Below are 16,444 nucleotides of genomic sequence, written 5' to 3' on the forward strand. Positions count from 1 at the left end.
CGAAAGCCGTCCGTGCTTCTCTGACTCCTGAAAGGAGATCTTTGCCATGGCAAACATCATTGTCGGCGCGATTGTCGCCGTCCTGCTCTTCTTCGCGTTGCGCCACGTCTATCACAATGTGAAGGCGGGCAAGGAAGACTGCTGCGGCGGCAGCTGCAGCGGCGGCTGCGGAGGCTGCGGCAGCAGCTGTAGCACGGGGCAGGAAAAGTAAATAGATGAATATAAGAAAAGCGTCGAGAGATTCTCGGCGCTTTTCTTGTTCGTGCGAATTGTTTATCGTATGCTTGGAGGAGTCGTAAAACTATACGAAGCGTTACCGCAGACTTTTTCAAGACATTCCGCGGCGACTCAGCGGCCTGCGAAATGAAGGCAGGCAATCTTGTCGTTGCAGTTCTTGTTCCACCAAGGAATCACGGAGAGGAGTCCGAACAAGCCCCAGCGGCTGCGGAATCCCTCGTAGAGGGTTCGCTCCTTGAGGAAGGCGATGGCGGGATGGAGGTTTTCTATCTCCTTGCCGCTTTTTACGCCCCATTGAAAGGGCGCTTTCTGCGTATCTACGGAATCGTGGCGCTTTTGCTGACTGATGAGAAAAGGCGGCATGATTTCGATGAACATGGAAGCATCGGCAAAGGCCTCGGCGAGCATGGCGAAGAGACTGCGCATCTCTTCTTCGCTGAAGTACATGGCAGCGCCTTCTAGAAGAATGAGGACGGGACGGCCTTCGTGCTCGATTTTTTCGATCCAGCCGGAATCGAAGACGGAGGCGGCGAGATTGTGAATGCGCGCGCCTTCTTCTGCCAGTAGGTTTTGGCGCAGTTCCATGACATCAGGCAGGTCGAGGTTGTACCAATTAATCTGTCCGTTGTCGATGCGGTAGAAGCGGGTGTCGAGACCGCAGGCGAGATTGATGCATACTGCATCGGGATGCTTTTCGATGAATGCCTTCGCTTCATGGTCGAGGATGTAACTGCGTACGGCGACCCCCGTTTGCGAGTGCTTGGCGCGGGCGAACTTGGCGAAGTCGTAGTCGATCTGCTCGACGAGCCGCACCGCGAAATCGTCTCGGATCAGGGCGTCTGAGCGCTTCGTTTCTTCTGCTCGCGCCCACAGGGGAATGAGCAAGGTTTCCGCTACACCGCTGAGCTTGGTTTTCATGAAAGCCCTCCTTATGAATAATTGATATAAAATCTCAACACCTATAAGCATATTATGATGTTTGTTCATCTATGTCAAGAGGGCGCTTATGAGCGATAGATGGGATACATAGCGCACTTTCTCTGCTCACTACTCATCGGGCAGCATAAAAGCTATTACCTATACAGATGCGATTCTATGAGCGTTTAGTCTGTTTTTTAGAATAAAATGACGTTTTATATATAAAAATAGACGATTTTATAAAATAAATAACAAAAATATTGAAAATAGGAAATCTTGATGATAGAATAAAATTGTAGCAAAGGAGGTGCCTATGTACTATACAGAAATCATAAAAATCATAGAATCAGGAATGCGAAAGGATCCGGTCAAAGTCGCCAGTTATTCCCGTCTCCTTGCAAAGAAGATGGAGGCTGACGGGGAAAACAGGGGGAGCACACGTATTCTGTCTGCATTGAATCGTGTGGGCGGAAGTCAGGCAGTTATGGACACATTGATAACGTTGCCAGTAGATCAAGAAAGCCGCCTCGATATTGCGGAGATTGACTATGCGCCCTCTGTTGATCATATTATTCTCAGCAAATCGGTTCAGGCATCGTTGGATGACTTCAGGAATACAATCCGAAGTAAAAATAAAATGATATCCATGGGGTTGAATCTCCGGACAACACTGATCCTTTACGGACCTCCGGGCTGTGGGAAGACAAGCGCAGCAAAATATCTTGCTTCGGAGTTAAAGCTTCCTCTTGTCACAGCACGATTTGACACGCTCATATCATCACTGCTCGGGAATACGGCGAAGAACATTCATCGTATTTTTGCATACGCAAAAAAACAGCCATGCATTCTATTCCTTGATGAATTTGATGCGATTGCAAAGGCCAGAGATGACGTACATGAACTCGGCGAGCTCAAACGGGTGGTGAACAGTCTCCTCCAGAACATCGATGATTTCTCGCAGGAGGGCATACTCCTCGCGGCGACGAATCACGCAGGGATGCTCGATAAAGCAGTTTGGCGGCGGTTCCAGACCGTCATTGAACTTCCTGTGCCGGAGCGTGATGAAATCCGCAGATTTATCAGGCAATTTTCTGAGATTGTGGATGATTCGAGTATTACCGATTCACAGTGGAAACACATACTGGGAACAATGGCAGGGCTCTCATATTCCGACATCAAGGATATCGTTCAAAACATGCTGAAAAAGGCTGTGCTTCATCAAAAAGAAGAGATCGGAATACTGGATTACGTTATGGAAGTATTTCTGTTCAAAAATCATGGGAACTATAGCCAGTATGACATGATACAGTATCTGAACGAGCATGGTGTGACACAGAAAGTGATCGGTGCTCACTTTGGAATTTCGGAGAGGCAGGTTAGAAACTACCTGGGGAAAGGAGTGTGTAAACATGGAGAGATGGCTCCCAATTAAGTTTTTTGAAAAAAGAAAAAGAGACGAACAGCGTACGGAAGGCGGTGGCAGTGCGACGATGCCGCCATGGGTATTGCAAGGTGAAGCGCTTACGCGCCGTTCCAGGCAGCTTGTGTCAAATATGTCGCGGGTTGAGACCACCTTTGCAGCACATAAACGGGAAAAGCAAAAGCTCCCAATGGTCGTTGCGACTACGATTGTAGAGGACGCGATTGCAAAGTCACATCGTGGGCAGGTAGTCGCCCTTCTCGACAGCGATCAAAAGGCCAATGTCATCGGTATTACATCGGCTGTGCTGGGCAATGAACTTTCGTCCCCCGATACAGCAGAAGCTGACAAAGAGTCGACGAAGCCGAAAGAAACGCGGCGGCTTCTATCCGTAGTAACTACAGAAGAGCTCATCTTGAAAATCAAGTACACACTGCAGGATACACAAAATTTTGCCAAGCTGATTTCAACGATTGCAGAAATTGAGCCGTTTACAGCGCAACGTGTCGAGTATAACCCGAACAATCACCTGTATCGTATCAGTCTGATCGATTATCGGGATTCGGATAAAAATACCTTGGTACAAAAAATGTTCAAGGAACAATGTGGTACACATGGGATAAAAATTGAACGGGAGATCAGATACGCTACGGATATGAATCTGTACCGTGTATCGCTCGACAGTGCTATCGATATGGAGACAGTGCTTGGCTTTGAGGGCATATTCTCGATCGAAGAGGCGATCCCGATTCGCATGGATATGGATTCCATTGACGATACGCTCGTACCGATAGCAAAACAGCCAATAGAAGGTGAAACATATCCTGTTGTCGGTGTTCTTGACAGTGGAATCGAAAGGAACAGATACCTGTCACCATGGATTTTAATGGGAGGGGAGGCATATTATGAAGACCTCTATCAGGATAGAGGGCACGGCTCTATGGTGGCGTCCGTAATAGAATACAGCGATGAGCTCAATGGTACTAACGATACTGTAACAGCTGGTGTCATGATGATGGAGGCGGTCGTTATCCCTGATCTTCGGAAAGAAACTGTTTATCCGGAGGATATTATTGATAACGTCAGAGATGCCATTGAACGGCACAGGGACATCAAGATCTGGACGATGTCCGTCGGTACAGTTGAAGAGTGTGCTGAAAAGACGTTTTCACAATATGGTATGGCATTAGACAATATTGCTGATGAGAACAATGTACTCATTATCAAGTCTGCCGGCAACAGCACTGCTTTTTTACGAGGCGGGGAACATGAGTGCATAACAAAGATGGCGGATTCCGTCAGAGCAATCGTTGTTGGCTCCATTGCGGGAGAGAAAGGACAATATGATCTCGCTGAGGTGGATACACCGTCACCGTTTACAAGATGCGGACCGGGACCTGCTTATATCATCAAACCAGATCTTGTCGCCTACGGAGGCAATGCGGGAATACGTCCGGATGGCACGGCTACAACGACGGGGGTGAGAGTTCTCAATCGTACTGGAGTTGTTGCGCGTGCAACAGGGACGAGTTTTTCCACGCCGTGGATTGCACGCATTGCGGCAGATCTGAATCATCTCTTGGCGGGGGATTTCGACCCGTTGCTCATCAAAGCAATCATGGTTCATAATGCTGGTTATCCCGCAGGACAACGCATGAAAATGGAAGATAAAATAAATTTCATGGGGTTCGGAATGCCGCCTGGAACGCGGAATATTCTGTATAACACAGAACATGAGATCACGCTGATTTTACGGGATTCACTTCTTAAAAGTCAGTTTATCAACATTTTGGAGTTCCCCTTTCCGAAGAGTTTGGTTGGTGATGATGGCTTCTATCGAGGTCAGATTACGCTTACTGTAGTTAGTTCACCAATTCTGCGTGCATCGGAAGGACCAGAATACTGCCAGTCGGATATCAGTGTAGGATTTGGAACGATGACGGGCATCAAGCAACGTGATATCACGAAAAGAACAGTCATAAACCCCTTTGGCGCAGAAAATGGAGCAAACCTACTGAGGGAAGACTATTACAGTAGAAAAGTGCTTGGTGCGACAGAGGAGAAAATATTCGCAAGAGAAAGGACACTATTACGGTATGGAAAGAAGTTTCACCCGATCAAGAAATATGCGATTGATCTCGATGAAATGAAACCCAGAGAAAGGGAAAAGCTACTTGGGAAAGATCGCAAGTGGTATATGAAGATAGAGATGCTTTGCCGCGAAGCGATCGAAAGAGAGTTCAGAGAAAATGGAGAAAAACTAGAGCAGGAGTTTTGCATTCTGCTCACGATCCGAGATCCCGATGGAAAAGCACCCGTATATAATGAAGTAACGCAGCAGCTTCAAGATGGAGGATTTGTATATTCAGATGTGAAACTTAAGAATGAGATCTCGCAGTATGTTGTTTGATGAGATGCTAGAACCTATACTCAAACTTCGCAGATGAATCATCTTTGGCGGCTCTGAATCCTCATATCAGCAGTATCTCGATTTTGGGGCGCGTATAGATGTTATGAACTGGAAAGCGTTCTGCGTAGAGCGGCAGGAGGAGGATTACATCGCTCTTCTTGACATCGTTTCGCTTGATCTCGGATGCGTAGTTCAGCAGTTCGATAGAGGCATCTGTTCGATTGCGGCGCGTGATGTAGATGTTGTCCTTGCGATCCATAAAATCGAGGATTTCCGCATAGTGCGTAGAAAAAATCAGGCACGGTTGATACGCTCATTTTTGAAGATGTTCGTAATCATACGCACGAGCACTTTGTTTATATAGTTCTCAAGCTCATCCACAATGAGGTAGCCGCCTGTATACTGAACTAAAAAAGCACTGCCGTTTTTGACAGTGCTTTATTCTCGCATGGAGCGGGCAATGGGAGTCGAACCCACCTCTAAAGCTTGGGAAGCTTTCATTCTACCGATGAACTATGCCCGCGAACGCTACGCAAGATATTGTATCATAGATTGATGGGTGTGGCAAGGGGGAGTTTCAGCGGGTTTCGCCGCGTGCGGACTGCGCCCTGCTTTACGACTGCGCGGCTGTGCCGGGGATGCCGCTGAAGCCCGCGGGAGTCGTGGGTGCGGGCAGGGGCTTGATGACGATGTCGAGGCGGTCGCCGTTCTTGATGGGGTCGGTGAAGACGACGGGACGGCGGTTGACGAAGATGGAGACGCTGACGCGGCTCGTGGCGGGCGGCGGCTCGAAGCCGACGGCGAGCAGAGCTTCGTTGACGGTCGTCGCTTTTTTTTCGGAAATCCTATAGTAGACGACGCTGCCGTCTTCGAGGTAGGTGCCGGGCGACGCCTTGTGTCCGTTGACCTCAAGTTCCAGGGAGGCGGAAGGAATTTCGTATTCCTGATCGTTGTAGGTAATGGTGACGGCAGCCTGCAGGCGCGAGATGTCGAGCACGTCGCTGAGCTTTGGTTCTGCCGTCATCTGATATTCGATGCGATCGCCTTCGTGAATCGGCTCGGAGATCGTCGCGGGTGCGTCGTTCAGCAGGATTTCGGGCGATACGACGTACTGTGCGTTGTTGTCGTTGAGCGTGTAGCGGATCTTGCGGCCCGTCGGCGGGTAGCCGGCGGCTTTCAGAGCCTCGCCCAAGGTGCGCGGTTCCTTGCTCTCGACGATGTCGTTGTCGGCGAGCAGGCGGTCTGGTTTGGCGGCTTCGCCGTTGACGTAGGCGGCCTGGTGGATGTGCGTCTCCTTGCCGTTGATTTCGAGCGGAAAGTCCGGCTCGATCTGCAGGACGTCGGCGAGGCGCACTTCGGGCGTCTCGCCGTCCTTGCCGTGGGCGACGGTGATGCGGCAGCCCGCCTTGACGAGGGCGTCGAGCGTCGTGTCCTCGCCGTCGAGCTTTAGGATCGCCATGGAGGGAAGCGAGCCGGGGAAGAATTTCTTCTCGCCGTTGACCGTGACCATGAGTCCGAGGCCGGGACGGCCGTTGTATTTCTTGAGCTGGATGCCGGCATTCAGAAGGGCGTCGGAGACGGTGAGGTCGCGGAAATTGAAGAGGTTGATCTCCTGCTCGTTGACGTAGACGGAGAGGAAGTGCAGCAGGTTGATCGAGGCGATCTTCAAGATGCCCAAGGGCGTGACGGCATCGGGCGTCTGCAGCTCTTCGGGGATGGCCTCGACGCCGATGACGCTCTCGGGATGGCGCACGGCGACGCGGTTTTCGGGCACGGAGAGAGCTTTTGATACGAGCGCGGCGAGTCCCGGAGTCTGTGAGCCGCCGCCGACAAGCATGACGGCCTGCGGCGAGTCGCCGTTGAGTTCGAGCACCTGACGCGCGATGGAGTCGGCAAGGTTCTGGATGTTCGGCATGATTGGGCCGATGACATCGGAGGGTCCGAGGTCGTATTCCGTGCCGAGGATATCGGTGAATTTTGATTCTCGCCCGGCGGAGGCGTTGCGCTTGACTTCTTCCGCCACGTTGAAGTCGAGGAGGTAGCGCTGGCTGATGGCCTCGGTGATCTCGTCGCCCGCCAGGGGCACCATGCCGTATGCGATGATGGAGCCGTTCTTCGTGATGGCGACATCGGACGTGCCCGCGCCGATGTCGACGAGCACGAGGTTCAGGTGGCGCATCGTCGGCGGAATGAGGACGTTGATGGCGGCGATCGGCTCCAAGGTCAGCGCGTGCATCTCAAGGCCGACGTCCCTGAGGGCCGACTGCATGGAGTCGATGACCTGGCGCGGCAGGAAGGTGGCGATGACGGTCGCCCTGGCGGTCTTGCCGCGCTGACCGACGAGGCTCTTCAAGGGGATGTCGTCGAGCGTGTACTGGATCGTGCTGTAGCCGACGCAGTAGTAGCGGCCAGGGTCTTCGATGTCCTTGGAATTGGCGAGCTTCGCCTGCGCCGCCTGCACGCCCGAGAAGTCGAGGGCGCGCTGCTGCTCGTCGGTGATGACGCCGTTGATCTCGACGGAGGCTTCGGCGGTCATGGTGTAGAGGGCGCGGCCGGCAGCTGCGACGGAGGCGGACTTCAAAGGGCCTGTCGTCTTTTCCAGCTCGCGCTTGACCTCGCGGATGAGGTCGGCGACTTGCGGCACGTCGTGAATCTGGCCGTCGAGCATGGCGCGCGTCTTGTGCTCGCGGCGCACGGTCGCGAGGATGCGCATCTGCTCGTTGTCGAGTTTTTCAGCGACGATGCCGATGATGCTGCGCGTGCCGATGTCGAGCGCGAAGATCGGCTCGCCGTGCGGCTTCTTCTTCGTTCCTGCAGTCGAGGGCTCGACAGCAGCCTTTTTGACGGTGCGCTTCGTCGTCTTCTTGGCGGCAGCTTTCGTGCCCTTGGCGCGCGTGCTCCTCGTCGCCGTCTTGGCGGCGGGCTTCCTGCCGCGCTTTTTGGCGGCGGGTTTTGCCGTATCGCCGGGGGCTTCATCTGCAGCGCCGTTCGCTTCGTCCTTTGCGGCGACCGCTGCCGTATCGTCTGCACTGGCAGCGGTCTCTTCGCGCGTCTTTGCCGCATCCGGCGCGGCGGGTGCAGCGGTCTGCGTCCCCGCAGTTTCCGTTTCGCTTGGAGGGACGCTCTCGCCTGAGGCGGCTTCGGAAACAATGGCTTCCGTGGCAAGATTTTTCAGTTCTTTTGTTTTCGCCGAGGTCTTTCTTGTTCTAGGCATCGAATGACTCCTTTGCTCGTCTCGCTTCCGCACGGCGCAGGCATTTGCCGGTGCTTTTCCTGCGCCTTTCGCGCTAAATTATACGCGCAAACGTCTGTTTCGTGGACATCGTGCGCGTCCTTACATGAAAGAGCTAATCCGTCTGCGCCCTTTGGGCTTGACTTCTTGGACTTTCATGGTAAATTAATTGCGGAAATGGATTTATTGAAGTTTTATAGAAGGTTAATTCTCTTATTTCGCGAATACTATAAAGGAATCCTGTTTCTTGCAGGAAATTTTCTACAAATTATTTGAATGGAGAGAAGGGATCCTATGACGGGCAATCGAGAGGTCATTACGGGAAGCGATTTCAAACGCATGTTGAGCGGCGCTTACGGGGAGTTTCTTCTGGAATATGAGGGCATTGATGCGCTTTCAAGAAAGAGGCAGGGGGAGCGCTCGGCGCTTCCGGGCACGCATGTGCTGCGCACGATGGGCGCGGCGGTCATGCCGCTCGTCGACGTGAAGGATGAGAGCATCGGCGGTCTTGCGAGGCGCGTGGCGAGCGCGGCGGTGCTCGGCGCACGCGGCACGTCGGGTGTCGTGCTCGCACAGCTCCTGCGCGGCATCGCGAAGGGGCTGTCGGGAAAGAACGACGCGACTTCGTCGGAATTCGGCAAGGCGTTCCAGTACGGCATTCTCTACGCGCAGCGCGTGCTGCCGCCGACGGTGGAAACGGTGCTTGTCGCCGCTGCCAAGGCGGTGGCGAAGGGCGCGTACCATGCGGTGCGCGCGAATCTTCCGATATCGGAGATCCTGCAGGCAGCGATCGACGAAGGCAGGAAGGCTCTGGCGGAGGAAAAGCGCGAAGAGCCGGGGGCGCTCGTCATGCAGACGTTTTTGCAGGGCTGTATGAAGGGGCTCGACGGGCACTTCGTCTCGCCGGCCGTGAGCCTGTCTCTCGGCGTGGGCGAAGATCGGCTCTCGATTCCCGACCCGCGCCGCGACCTCGTGCGCCCGTACTGCGTGACGTTCCGTATCGTCGGAAGCAAGGCGCGTGCGCGTGACGTCGAGCATCGCCTGCAGGAGGAGTGCCGCTTCGTCGCCGTCGTGCACGATGAGCGCTCCCTGCTCGTCCATGTGCACACCGATCATCCGGGCGTCGTCGTCGAGCAGGCGATCGGCTGGGGCAAGCTGCGGTCGTTCCGCGTGACGGATATGGCGGAGGCGCATGCTCTGACGGCAGACTATGAGTCGCTGCTTCCCGTCGCGCTCCTCGCCGTCGCGTCGGATGCGGCACGCGGCCTGCGCCTGACGGAACTCGGCGCGAACGTCATCGTGCCGGGCAGGCGCGAGGAATGCCCGTCGGTAGCGGAACTTCTGCACGCGGCGCACAGCGACCTCGCGCGAACGTATGTGATCGTCTCAGGCGATTCCTCGATGGAGCTTGTGCTGCGCCAGGCGAAGCGCATCCTCGGCGAGCGCGTCGAGCTTGTGCTCGCAAAGGATGAGGCAGAGCAGGACAAGGCGGTCGCCCTCTACGACAAGAAGCGCACCGCCAAGGAGAATGCCAAGGCGATGCGCAAATTGCTGGAATGAGAGCCGTATGATTTAGGTAGTGAGAATGTGCCGGGATGCAGCTTGGCTGAGGTGAGCGAGCTATTTGATAGAGGCGAAGAGCTTCATCAGTGCGTAGGTCATGCCGCCCGCGATCAGAGGCCCGACGGCGACGCCCTTGAAGAAGCACACGCCGATGATCGTGCCGATGATGAGTGCGGCGACGATGTGCGGATCGTTCTTCAGCAGCTCGACGCCGCCGCCGCCCGCCATGGCGGCGAGAACGCCGCAGACGATGGCGGCGACGCCCAAGGGACTCTTGAAGGCGTCGAGCATGTTGGCGATGGTCACGTCGCCCGTTGCAATCGGCACGAGGATGGCAGCCAAAAGAAGCACGATGCCCCAGTTCAGCCCATTGACGGAAAGGATGTCGAGCATTGCCGTCAGCCCGAGAAGCTTCAGAACGAGCACGATGATGACGGCATAGGCGACCGTCGTATTGTGACCGATGATGCCGAGGGCGAGGATCAGGAGCAGCATGAGGTATTCGGAATACATGAAGAGCACCTTCTTTGTGTAGATGGAGAGAACATTGCCGCTGAGCCGGCGGATTTTCTATTGTATATATAGTATAGCGGAAAAACTAAGATAAGGAAAGGTGATAAAGCGTGTCAACGACTTACAGCGTAGCGATTCAGTACAAGAAGGAGCTCGGCTACATCGAATACGATGCGGAAAAGAAGGCGGCGACCGTCGTCTTGGATGATGAGGACGGCCGTTGCGCCGTGGAAAAATATCTGGCCGAGAAGCATGAGATCGGCGTGCCGCACGAGAATCTGCGCGACTTCAGCAAGGAAATGATCGACCCGACGGCCGATGTCGAGAGCTTCAAGACGGCTCTGACACGTCTTTGGGAAGCGACGGACGTCCACGTCGATTGGAGCCGTCCCGTCGACTATGTGAAGGAACATCGCAAGTATTGAAAGGCGGATTTTTTGCCGAGGGCGCGTTTGCGCCCTCTTTTTATTCTGTTGTTGCTTGTTGGCGATCATTGTATCATAATCGAAGAGCATGATCGGCAAGGCTTCTGAAATCCTGCGCGGAGGGAAGGGGGGGTCGGTTTCCCCGATCAGAACACCTACTTCAGCGCATCTGATCTTCTGATGCAGGGAGTGAAAGATGGGGGCTGTCGTACATGATGTATGTGCGGCAGCCCCTATTTATCACAACGGACGAGAAAAGTAACAAAAACATATCCGTGTGCAGAAAATGCTTGAAAAACCGTTAAAAACCTCTGCCAAATACACTATGGATAAGCGTTTGCTTCTGTGTTATAATGTTACACGATGCGAGAGGGCTCGGGTCATCCCGAGCTTCTTTATGTTGCTTTTATAGAGTGTTTGTTTCTAGGAGGGGATTCTTTCATGAAGATGAAGAAAATGCTGCTCGGCGCTGTCGGACTTCTGGCTGCGGCTTCTTTCGCCGTTGCGGGCTGCGGCGGCTCGGGGGATTCGGGCTCGGCGTCGAAGACGCTGCGCGTCGGCACGAATGCGGACTTCGCGCCTTTCGAGTTCCAAGGTGAGAACGGCAAGGAGTACGAGGGGTTCGACATGGATCTCGCGCGTGCCGTGGCAGAAGAGATGGGCATGACGGCGGACATCCAGAACATCAATTTCGACGGCTTGATTCCGGCACTCGTGTCGAAGAACATCGACATCGCGATTTCGGGCATGACGATCAACGACGAGCGCAAGAAGAACGTGCTCTTCTCGGAGCCTTATTATCAGTCCGGTCTGACGATCGTCGTCAAGAAGGACAACACAGACATCAACGGCTTCAAGGATCTCGCGGGCAAGACGGTCGCCGTGCAGATCGGCACGACGAGTGCGAAGGAAGTCAAGAAGAATCCGGACATTCAGGTCAAGGAGCTGAACAGCTCGGCGGATACCTTCCTTGAGCTGAAGGCGGGCGGCGTGCAGGCTGTCGTCAACGATCGCCCGGTCAACGACTATTACATCGCCAAGAGCGGCGAGAAGGACGTGCGCGTCGTCAACGAGCTTCTGACCTCCGAGGACTACGGCATCGCCATGGCGAAGGACAATCAGGAACTGCAGAAGAAGGTCGACGAAGCCTTGAAGAAGCTCAAGGAAAATGGCAAGTACGACGAGATTTACAAGAAGTGGTTCGGGCAGAAAGCCGAGTGAGGGCAGTCGTGAGGTGCAGGCATGAATTTTGATTTCGATCTGGCGGTGAATTCCTTCCCCGTCCTGCTCGTCGGTGCGCTTGTGACGATAAAGATCACGGCGATTTCCGTCGCACTCGGCGTTGTCATCGGCCTCGTCGTCGGCGTGGCGCGCATCTCGCAGGTCAAGCCGCTGCGCCTTCTGGCAATGGCGTATATCGACTTTCTGCGCGGCACGCCGCTCTTGGTGCAGATCTTCTTGATCTACTTCGCGCTTCCCGTCATCTCGGGGCAGCGCGTCGATCCGTTCTTCGCGGCAATCACGGCGTGCAGCATCAACAGCGGCGCCTATGTCGCCGAGATCTTCCGCTCGGGCATCCAGTCGATCGACAAGGGGCAGATGGAAGCGGGGCGTTCCCTGGGCATGACGTGGCTGCAGACGATGTGGCACATCATTTTGCCGCAGGCGGTCAAGCGCGTCATACCGCAGATCGGCAACGAGTTCATCGCACTTTTGAAGGATTCGTCACTCGTCTCGGTCATCGGCTTTGAAGAACTGACGCGAAGCGGCCAGCTCATCATTGCCCGCACCTATGGCTCGCTGGAAATCTGGCCTTGCGTCGCCATCATTTATCTCGTGATGACGCTTTCCATTTCGCAGCTCGTTGCCTATCTCGAACGGAGGTTCAGAACCGATGATAAGCATTAAGGGGCTTTACAAGGCATTCGGCGATAACCTCGTCCTCAAGGGCATCGATCTCGAAGTCGCGGACAAGGAAGTCGTCGTCATCATAGGGCCGTCCGGCTCGGGAAAGTCGACGCTCCTGCGCTCGATCAACTACCTCGATGTGCCGTCCAAGGGAAAGATCTCCATCGACGGCAAGGAGCTTTCCGCAGCCGACATCAACCGCGTGCGTGCCGAGGTTGGCATGGTGTTCCAGCGCTTCAATCTCTTCCCGCACATGACGGTTCTGGACAACATCACGCTTGCGCCGCGCAAGGTCAGAAAGACCGCACGCGAAGAGGCGGAAAAGGATGCACGCATGCTCCTGGAGAAAGTCGGTCTGGCGGACAAGGCGGAGGCCTACCCCGAGCAGCTTTCGGGCGGTCAGCAGCAGCGCGTCGCCATCGCGCGTGCGCTCGCGATGAAGCCGCGCCTCATGCTCTTCGATGAGCCGACGAGCGCTCTCGATCCCGAAATGGTCAAGGAGGTCTTGGACGTCATGCGCTCCCTGGCCGCCGAGGGCATGACGATGGTCATCGTCACGCACGAGATGGGCTTTGCGCGTGAAGTCGGCGACCGCCTGCTCTTCGTTGACGACGGGCGGATCATCGAGCAGGGCGTACCGAAAGAAGTGTTCGAGCATCCGAAAGAAGAGCGGACGAAGAACTTCCTGTCGAAGGTGCTCTGAGGCGTCGTGCGTCGTGAAGAAGTGAGAGAAGCGATGCAGCGACAGTATCCTGCGAAAAAAACTTCTTGCAGAAGTGGTTGAAATTGCCCGCCTTTTGTGATAAAATAGGCGAGCATACGGGCGGTCCTCTGGGGGAGAAAAGGCTCTCTTACGAACGTCTGAGATTAAGGAGGAAAACAAATGAACATCATTCAGGCTTTGGAGCAGGAACAGCTGCGCTCCGACATCCCCGAGTTCGCTCCCGGCGATACGGTGCGCGTGCACGTCAAGGTCGTCGAGGGAACGCGTGAGCGCATCCAGGCGTTCGAGGGCGTCGTCATCGCGCGCTCGGGTACGGGCGTTCGCGAGACGTTCACCGTGCGCCGCATTTCTTACGGCGTCGGCGTCGAGCGTACTTTCCCGGTGCATTCGCCGCGCCTTGACAAGATTCAGCTCGTGCGCCGCGGCATCGTGCGCCGTGCGAAGCTCTATTACCTGCGCAACCTTACGGGCAAGGCAGCTCGCATCCGCGAGAGGCGCTGAAGCACATCATGGGGACTGCCTTGGGGAATGCCGGCTGGGCATTTTCCCTTCGCAGTCCCTATTTCCTTTTCAGGAGGTATTTTATGAGTTCGTTGGGAGAAGAAGTCAAGGATTGGCTCGTGGCGATCGTCGTCGCCGTCGTGCTCGCCTTCGTCATCCGTCAGTTCATCGTGGAGCTTTACGTCGTGGACGGCCCGTCCATGCGGCCGACCCTGCAGTCGCGCGAGCGCCTCGTCGTCAACAAGTTCATCTACCGCATGCGGGAGCCGGAGCGCGGCGAGATCATCGTCTTCCGCTATCCGCGCGATCCGAGCCGCGACTTCATCAAGCGCGTGATCGCCGTGCCCGGCGACACGATCGAGATTAAGGATGGCAAGGTATTCTTGAATCAGCAGCTGTTGAACGAGGACTACATCCTCGAAAAAACACTGACGAACTACCCGCTGTCGACGGTGCCCGCCGGACACATCTTCGTCATGGGCGACAACCGCAACAATTCCGAGGACAGTCGCTTCGCCGATGTCGGCTTCGTCCCCTATGATCTCATCAAGGGCAAGGCGATGGTCGTGTTCTGGCCGGTCGCCGAGGCGAAGTCCCTGCCTTGAGGCTTGCTCTTGCATAAGGAGGCAGACATGGATTTTCAGACGGAAGGAAACAGCATCGTATACAAGAGCGCGGACGGCGTCGTGCTCGCCCGCGCGGATTTTTCGGAAGCAGCGCCGGGAGTCTACGATATTTTCCATACGGAAGTTGACGCCTCGCTGCAGGGTCAGGGCGTCGCGGGCAAGCTCATCGCGAGAGCCGTCGCGGAGATTGAGCGGCGCGGCGGAAAGCTGGTGAAGGATGCTTCGTGCTCGTATGCGGCAGCCTGGCTGAAGCGACATGCGGAGAAAGGTGTATCGCAATAATCGGGCGGATGCTCTGGCAGAACGACTGCCGAGAGGGAAATCAATAAGAGTCGTTCTTAATGCGGCTTCTATTGATTTTACCATGAAGCCCCAAGAGGTCAAGCCGAAGGTGCAGACCGATTGGCTAGGCTTCTGTAAGGGCGGCGCACAATGTCCACGAAGTGGACGTTTGTGCGTGTAGTTTCCTCTTTTTTTATCATACACTTTCCCAAAAGGAGCGAACATTTTGTCGGGGGCGGGGTTGAGATGGAACGAAAGAATTTTGCAGAGCGGCGATTCCTGCCCTTGGTTTCGGCGCTGCTTTTCTTTTGCCTTGCATTCTTGCCGCTGTCGGCCTCGGCGCAGGAAGAGCCGGAAATCGACCTGCTTGCCGCGCTCGTTTCTTCCGCCTCATATTCCGACGACGGCGGACTTCTCGTGCGCAGCTGGCTCAAGGAGACGGCCTGGGATTTCCAGAGCCGCAGCACATCGACGCGAGCCGCAGAGGGGCGTGTCCATCTGGCGCGAAAGACGCTTGCAGACGGCAGGCGCATCGCCGTGCTTTCCTTCCCCGGCACGGAGAACAAGAAGGATATCGAGGTCGATCTGCGCCTTTCTGCCGTTCCCTTTGGCGGCACCAGTCCATCGGAGTTCACTGCCGTTGCAGCCGGAAGCGACGCCCGAGATCTGCCGCACGTCCACAAGGGATTCAACGATTTCGTCATGGCGGCGCTCTTTACGGAGGAGATGCCGGAGTTCGGCAATCGGACGGCGGGAGAAGCGCTGGCAGATGAGCTCAAGGAGCATCCGGAAGAAGTGCTCTATCTGACGGGGCACAGTCTCGGCGGTGCGGCCTCCCTCGTGACGGCGGCGCGTCTCGCTGATCTCGGCGTGCCGCCCGAGCAGCTCAGGGTCATCACATTCGGTGCGCCTGCCGTCGGCGACGAGAAGTTTGCACGGCTCTACGAAACGAAGCTTCATTTCACGCGCATCGTCATGAAGGCCGATCCCGTTGTCGCCATCCTGCAGTCTTTGGGAAAGGGCTTCGTGCAATTCGGCGAGAAGATCGTCTGGAAGCCGCGGACGCGCGAGGATCGCTTCCATCATGAGATGGCACTCTACTTCGACGAGGCGCTGCGCTGCTACTATGATGCGGTGCAGACGGATTCACCGCACGAGCTGTTTTGCGGTACGCCGCAGGAGCTTGCGGGCGGCCTTTACGTCGCGGCGTCGTCCTTCGACCTGCCCGAGGCGCTCGCACAGGATGCGCCGTACATCGAGCGTGCCGTGCACGATGCACTCGACGTCCGCTATGCGCCGACGGTCTTTTCCACGCAAGGCGGAACACAGGAATCGCTTTTCGCTGCCGCCCGCGCTGCCGGCTGCAAGTACGTCCTCGTCGAGCATTTTTCGGGCAATTTGCTGCGAGAAAGGCATGGCAGTTTCCGCCTGACACTTGAAGAGGAGCTTTACACGAGCGACGGACGGCTGCTGTCTATGGAATCGCGCAGCACGAACACGGGCGATCTGCCTGCGATCGAGGCGTTCCTCTATCTCATGTACAAGGGAAGCGAGACGCGCGATGCGGCATTGGGACTGTAAATGCGCGTGCAAACGGCCGCTTTTTGAACCCTGTGCGCTTCCCTCGCCTTCGGGCGGGGGCTTTTTCTTGCGCGCAGGGGCTTGTTATTGTATGATGGTAACGA

At 55.5% G+C, this 16,444-nt stretch carries 16 protein-coding genes and 1 tRNA gene; 12 read left to right on the forward strand and 5 right to left on the reverse strand.

Annotated features, from left to right (window positions below; genetic code table 11):
* Positions 1 to 46 precede the first annotated feature (46 nt).
* Complete coding sequence (locus SELSP_RS11870; RefSeq protein ID WP_006193428.1) at positions 47 to 211, forward strand: FeoB-associated Cys-rich membrane protein; 165 nt, start codon at positions 47 to 49, stop codon at positions 209 to 211.
* A gap of 137 nt (positions 212 to 348) precedes the next feature.
* On the opposite strand, the gene SELSP_RS02825 is transcribed toward SELSP_RS11870, so the two are convergent.
* Complete coding sequence (locus tag SELSP_RS02825; protein ID WP_013740618.1) at positions 349 to 1,155, reverse strand: class I SAM-dependent methyltransferase; 807 nt, start codon at positions 1,153 to 1,155, stop codon at positions 349 to 351.
* Between the two features lie 313 nt (positions 1,156 to 1,468).
* Here SELSP_RS02825 and SELSP_RS02830 point away from each other — a divergent pair, with 313 nt between their 5' ends.
* Positions 1,469 to 2,587 (forward strand): AAA family ATPase, encoded by a 1,119-nt coding sequence (locus SELSP_RS02830; protein ID WP_006193426.1) that lies wholly within the window; start codon positions 1,469 to 1,471, stop codon positions 2,585 to 2,587.
* On the forward strand, positions 2,565 to 4,985 hold the full coding sequence (locus tag SELSP_RS02835; RefSeq protein ID WP_006193425.1) for a S8 family peptidase: 2,421 nt from the start codon (positions 2,565 to 2,567) through the stop codon (positions 4,983 to 4,985). Before SELSP_RS02830 ends, SELSP_RS02835 begins: the two co-directional genes overlap by 23 nt.
* 61 nt (positions 4,986 to 5,046) lie before the next feature.
* Here the strand turns inward: SELSP_RS02835 and SELSP_RS12395 are convergent, their stop codons facing one another.
* From SELSP_RS12395 to SELSP_RS02850, 3 genes are all read right to left on the reverse strand, one after another.
* On the reverse strand, positions 5,047 to 5,244 hold the full coding sequence (locus SELSP_RS12395) for a hypothetical protein (RefSeq protein ID WP_013740619.1): 198 nt from the start codon (positions 5,242 to 5,244) through the stop codon (positions 5,047 to 5,049).
* A 190-nt stretch (positions 5,245 to 5,434) separates the two neighbouring features.
* Positions 5,435 to 5,508: transfer RNA gene (locus SELSP_RS02845), tRNA-Gly, on the reverse strand.
* A gap of 90 nt (positions 5,509 to 5,598) precedes the next feature.
* Positions 5,599 to 8,199 (reverse strand): cell division protein FtsA, encoded by a 2,601-nt coding sequence (locus tag SELSP_RS02850; RefSeq protein WP_006193423.1) that lies wholly within the window; start codon positions 8,197 to 8,199, stop codon positions 5,599 to 5,601.
* 312 nt (positions 8,200 to 8,511) lie between these two features.
* On the opposite strand from SELSP_RS02850, the gene SELSP_RS02855 reads away from it, so the two are divergent.
* A complete protein-coding gene (locus tag SELSP_RS02855) occupies positions 8,512 to 9,777 on the forward strand; it encodes a DAK2 domain-containing protein (RefSeq protein WP_013740620.1) in 1,266 nt (421 codons plus the stop codon).
* 60 nt (positions 9,778 to 9,837) lie between these two features.
* On the opposite strand, the gene SELSP_RS02860 is transcribed toward SELSP_RS02855, so the two are convergent.
* Positions 9,838 to 10,293: a DUF441 domain-containing protein gene (locus SELSP_RS02860; protein WP_006193420.1), complete on the reverse strand. Its 456-nt coding sequence runs from the start codon at positions 10,291 to 10,293 to the stop codon at positions 9,838 to 9,840.
* A 110-nt stretch (positions 10,294 to 10,403) separates the two neighbouring features.
* Between SELSP_RS02860 and SELSP_RS02865 the strand changes: the two genes are divergently transcribed.
* The 8 genes from SELSP_RS02865 (at position 10,404) to SELSP_RS02900 (ending at position 16,340) form a co-directional block, all read left to right on the forward strand.
* Positions 10,404 to 10,718 carry a hypothetical protein gene (locus SELSP_RS02865; RefSeq protein WP_013740621.1) on the forward strand — a complete coding sequence of 105 codons (315 nt, stop codon included), beginning with the start codon at positions 10,404 to 10,406 and terminating at the stop codon, positions 10,716 to 10,718.
* Positions 10,719 to 11,159: 441 nt separating this feature from the next.
* Positions 11,160 to 11,939, forward strand: a complete 780-nt coding sequence (locus tag SELSP_RS02870) for a basic amino acid ABC transporter substrate-binding protein (RefSeq protein ID WP_013740622.1) — start codon at positions 11,160 to 11,162, stop codon at positions 11,937 to 11,939.
* A 21-nt stretch (positions 11,940 to 11,960) separates the two neighbouring features.
* Positions 11,961 to 12,626, forward strand: coding sequence for an amino acid ABC transporter permease (locus tag SELSP_RS02875; protein ID WP_006193417.1), 666 nt, complete (start codon positions 11,961 to 11,963; stop codon positions 12,624 to 12,626).
* On the forward strand, positions 12,613 to 13,329 hold the full coding sequence (locus tag SELSP_RS02880; RefSeq protein WP_006193416.1) for an amino acid ABC transporter ATP-binding protein: 717 nt from the start codon (positions 12,613 to 12,615) through the stop codon (positions 13,327 to 13,329). Before SELSP_RS02875 ends, SELSP_RS02880 begins: the two co-directional genes overlap by 14 nt.
* 180 nt (positions 13,330 to 13,509) lie before the next feature.
* Positions 13,510 to 13,851 carry a 50S ribosomal protein L19 gene (rplS, locus tag SELSP_RS02885; protein ID WP_006193415.1) on the forward strand — a complete coding sequence of 114 codons (342 nt, stop codon included), beginning with the start codon at positions 13,510 to 13,512 and terminating at the stop codon, positions 13,849 to 13,851.
* Between the two features lie 83 nt (positions 13,852 to 13,934).
* Positions 13,935 to 14,456: a signal peptidase I gene (gene lepB, locus SELSP_RS02890; RefSeq protein WP_013740623.1), complete on the forward strand. Its 522-nt coding sequence runs from the start codon at positions 13,935 to 13,937 to the stop codon at positions 14,454 to 14,456.
* A 27-nt stretch (positions 14,457 to 14,483) separates the two neighbouring features.
* On the forward strand, positions 14,484 to 14,759 hold the full coding sequence (locus tag SELSP_RS02895) for a GNAT family N-acetyltransferase (protein ID WP_013740624.1): 276 nt from the start codon (positions 14,484 to 14,486) through the stop codon (positions 14,757 to 14,759).
* Positions 14,760 to 15,005: 246 nt separating this feature from the next.
* The gene (locus tag SELSP_RS02900; protein ID WP_013740625.1) at positions 15,006 to 16,340 is read left to right on the forward strand and encodes a lipase family protein; all 1,335 of its coding nucleotides are present in this window, start codon (positions 15,006 to 15,008) and stop codon (positions 16,338 to 16,340) included.
* The last annotated feature ends 104 nt before the right edge of the window (positions 16,341 to 16,444 follow it).

The organism is Selenomonas sputigena ATCC 35185 (assembly GCF_000208405.1).
Lineage (GTDB): Bacteria > Bacillota > Negativicutes > Selenomonadales > Selenomonadaceae > Selenomonas > Selenomonas sputigena.

Coding starts and splice junctions, on each gene's coding strand:
- SELSP_RS02860 (WP_006193420.1), bottom strand. CDS start 10,293: ATGTATTCCGAATACCTCATGCTGCTCCTGATCCTCGCCCTCGGCATC.
- SELSP_RS11870 (WP_006193428.1), top strand. CDS start 47: ATGGCAAACATCATTGTCGGCGCGATTGTCGCCGTCCTGCTCTTCTTC.
- SELSP_RS02900 (WP_013740625.1), top strand. CDS start 15,006: ATGGAACGAAAGAATTTTGCAGAGCGGCGATTCCTGCCCTTGGTTTCG.
- lepB (WP_013740623.1), top strand. CDS start 13,935: ATGAGTTCGTTGGGAGAAGAAGTCAAGGATTGGCTCGTGGCGATCGTC.
- rplS (WP_006193415.1), top strand. CDS start 13,510: ATGAACATCATTCAGGCTTTGGAGCAGGAACAGCTGCGCTCCGACATC.
- SELSP_RS02835 (WP_006193425.1), top strand. CDS start 2,565: ATGGAGAGATGGCTCCCAATTAAGTTTTTTGAAAAAAGAAAAAGAGAC.
- SELSP_RS02875 (WP_006193417.1), top strand. CDS start 11,961: ATGAATTTTGATTTCGATCTGGCGGTGAATTCCTTCCCCGTCCTGCTC.
- SELSP_RS02895 (WP_013740624.1), top strand. CDS start 14,484: ATGGATTTTCAGACGGAAGGAAACAGCATCGTATACAAGAGCGCGGAC.
- SELSP_RS02830 (WP_006193426.1), top strand. CDS start 1,469: ATGTACTATACAGAAATCATAAAAATCATAGAATCAGGAATGCGAAAG.
- SELSP_RS12395 (WP_013740619.1), bottom strand. CDS start 5,244: ATGGATCGCAAGGACAACATCTACATCACGCGCCGCAATCGAACAGAT.
- SELSP_RS02825 (WP_013740618.1), bottom strand. CDS start 1,155: ATGAAAACCAAGCTCAGCGGTGTAGCGGAAACCTTGCTCATTCCCCTG.
- SELSP_RS02850 (WP_006193423.1), bottom strand. CDS start 8,199: ATGCCTAGAACAAGAAAGACCTCGGCGAAAACAAAAGAACTGAAAAAT.
- SELSP_RS02855 (WP_013740620.1), top strand. CDS start 8,512: ATGACGGGCAATCGAGAGGTCATTACGGGAAGCGATTTCAAACGCATG.
- SELSP_RS02870 (WP_013740622.1), top strand. CDS start 11,160: ATGAAGATGAAGAAAATGCTGCTCGGCGCTGTCGGACTTCTGGCTGCG.
- SELSP_RS02880 (WP_006193416.1), top strand. CDS start 12,613: ATGATAAGCATTAAGGGGCTTTACAAGGCATTCGGCGATAACCTCGTC.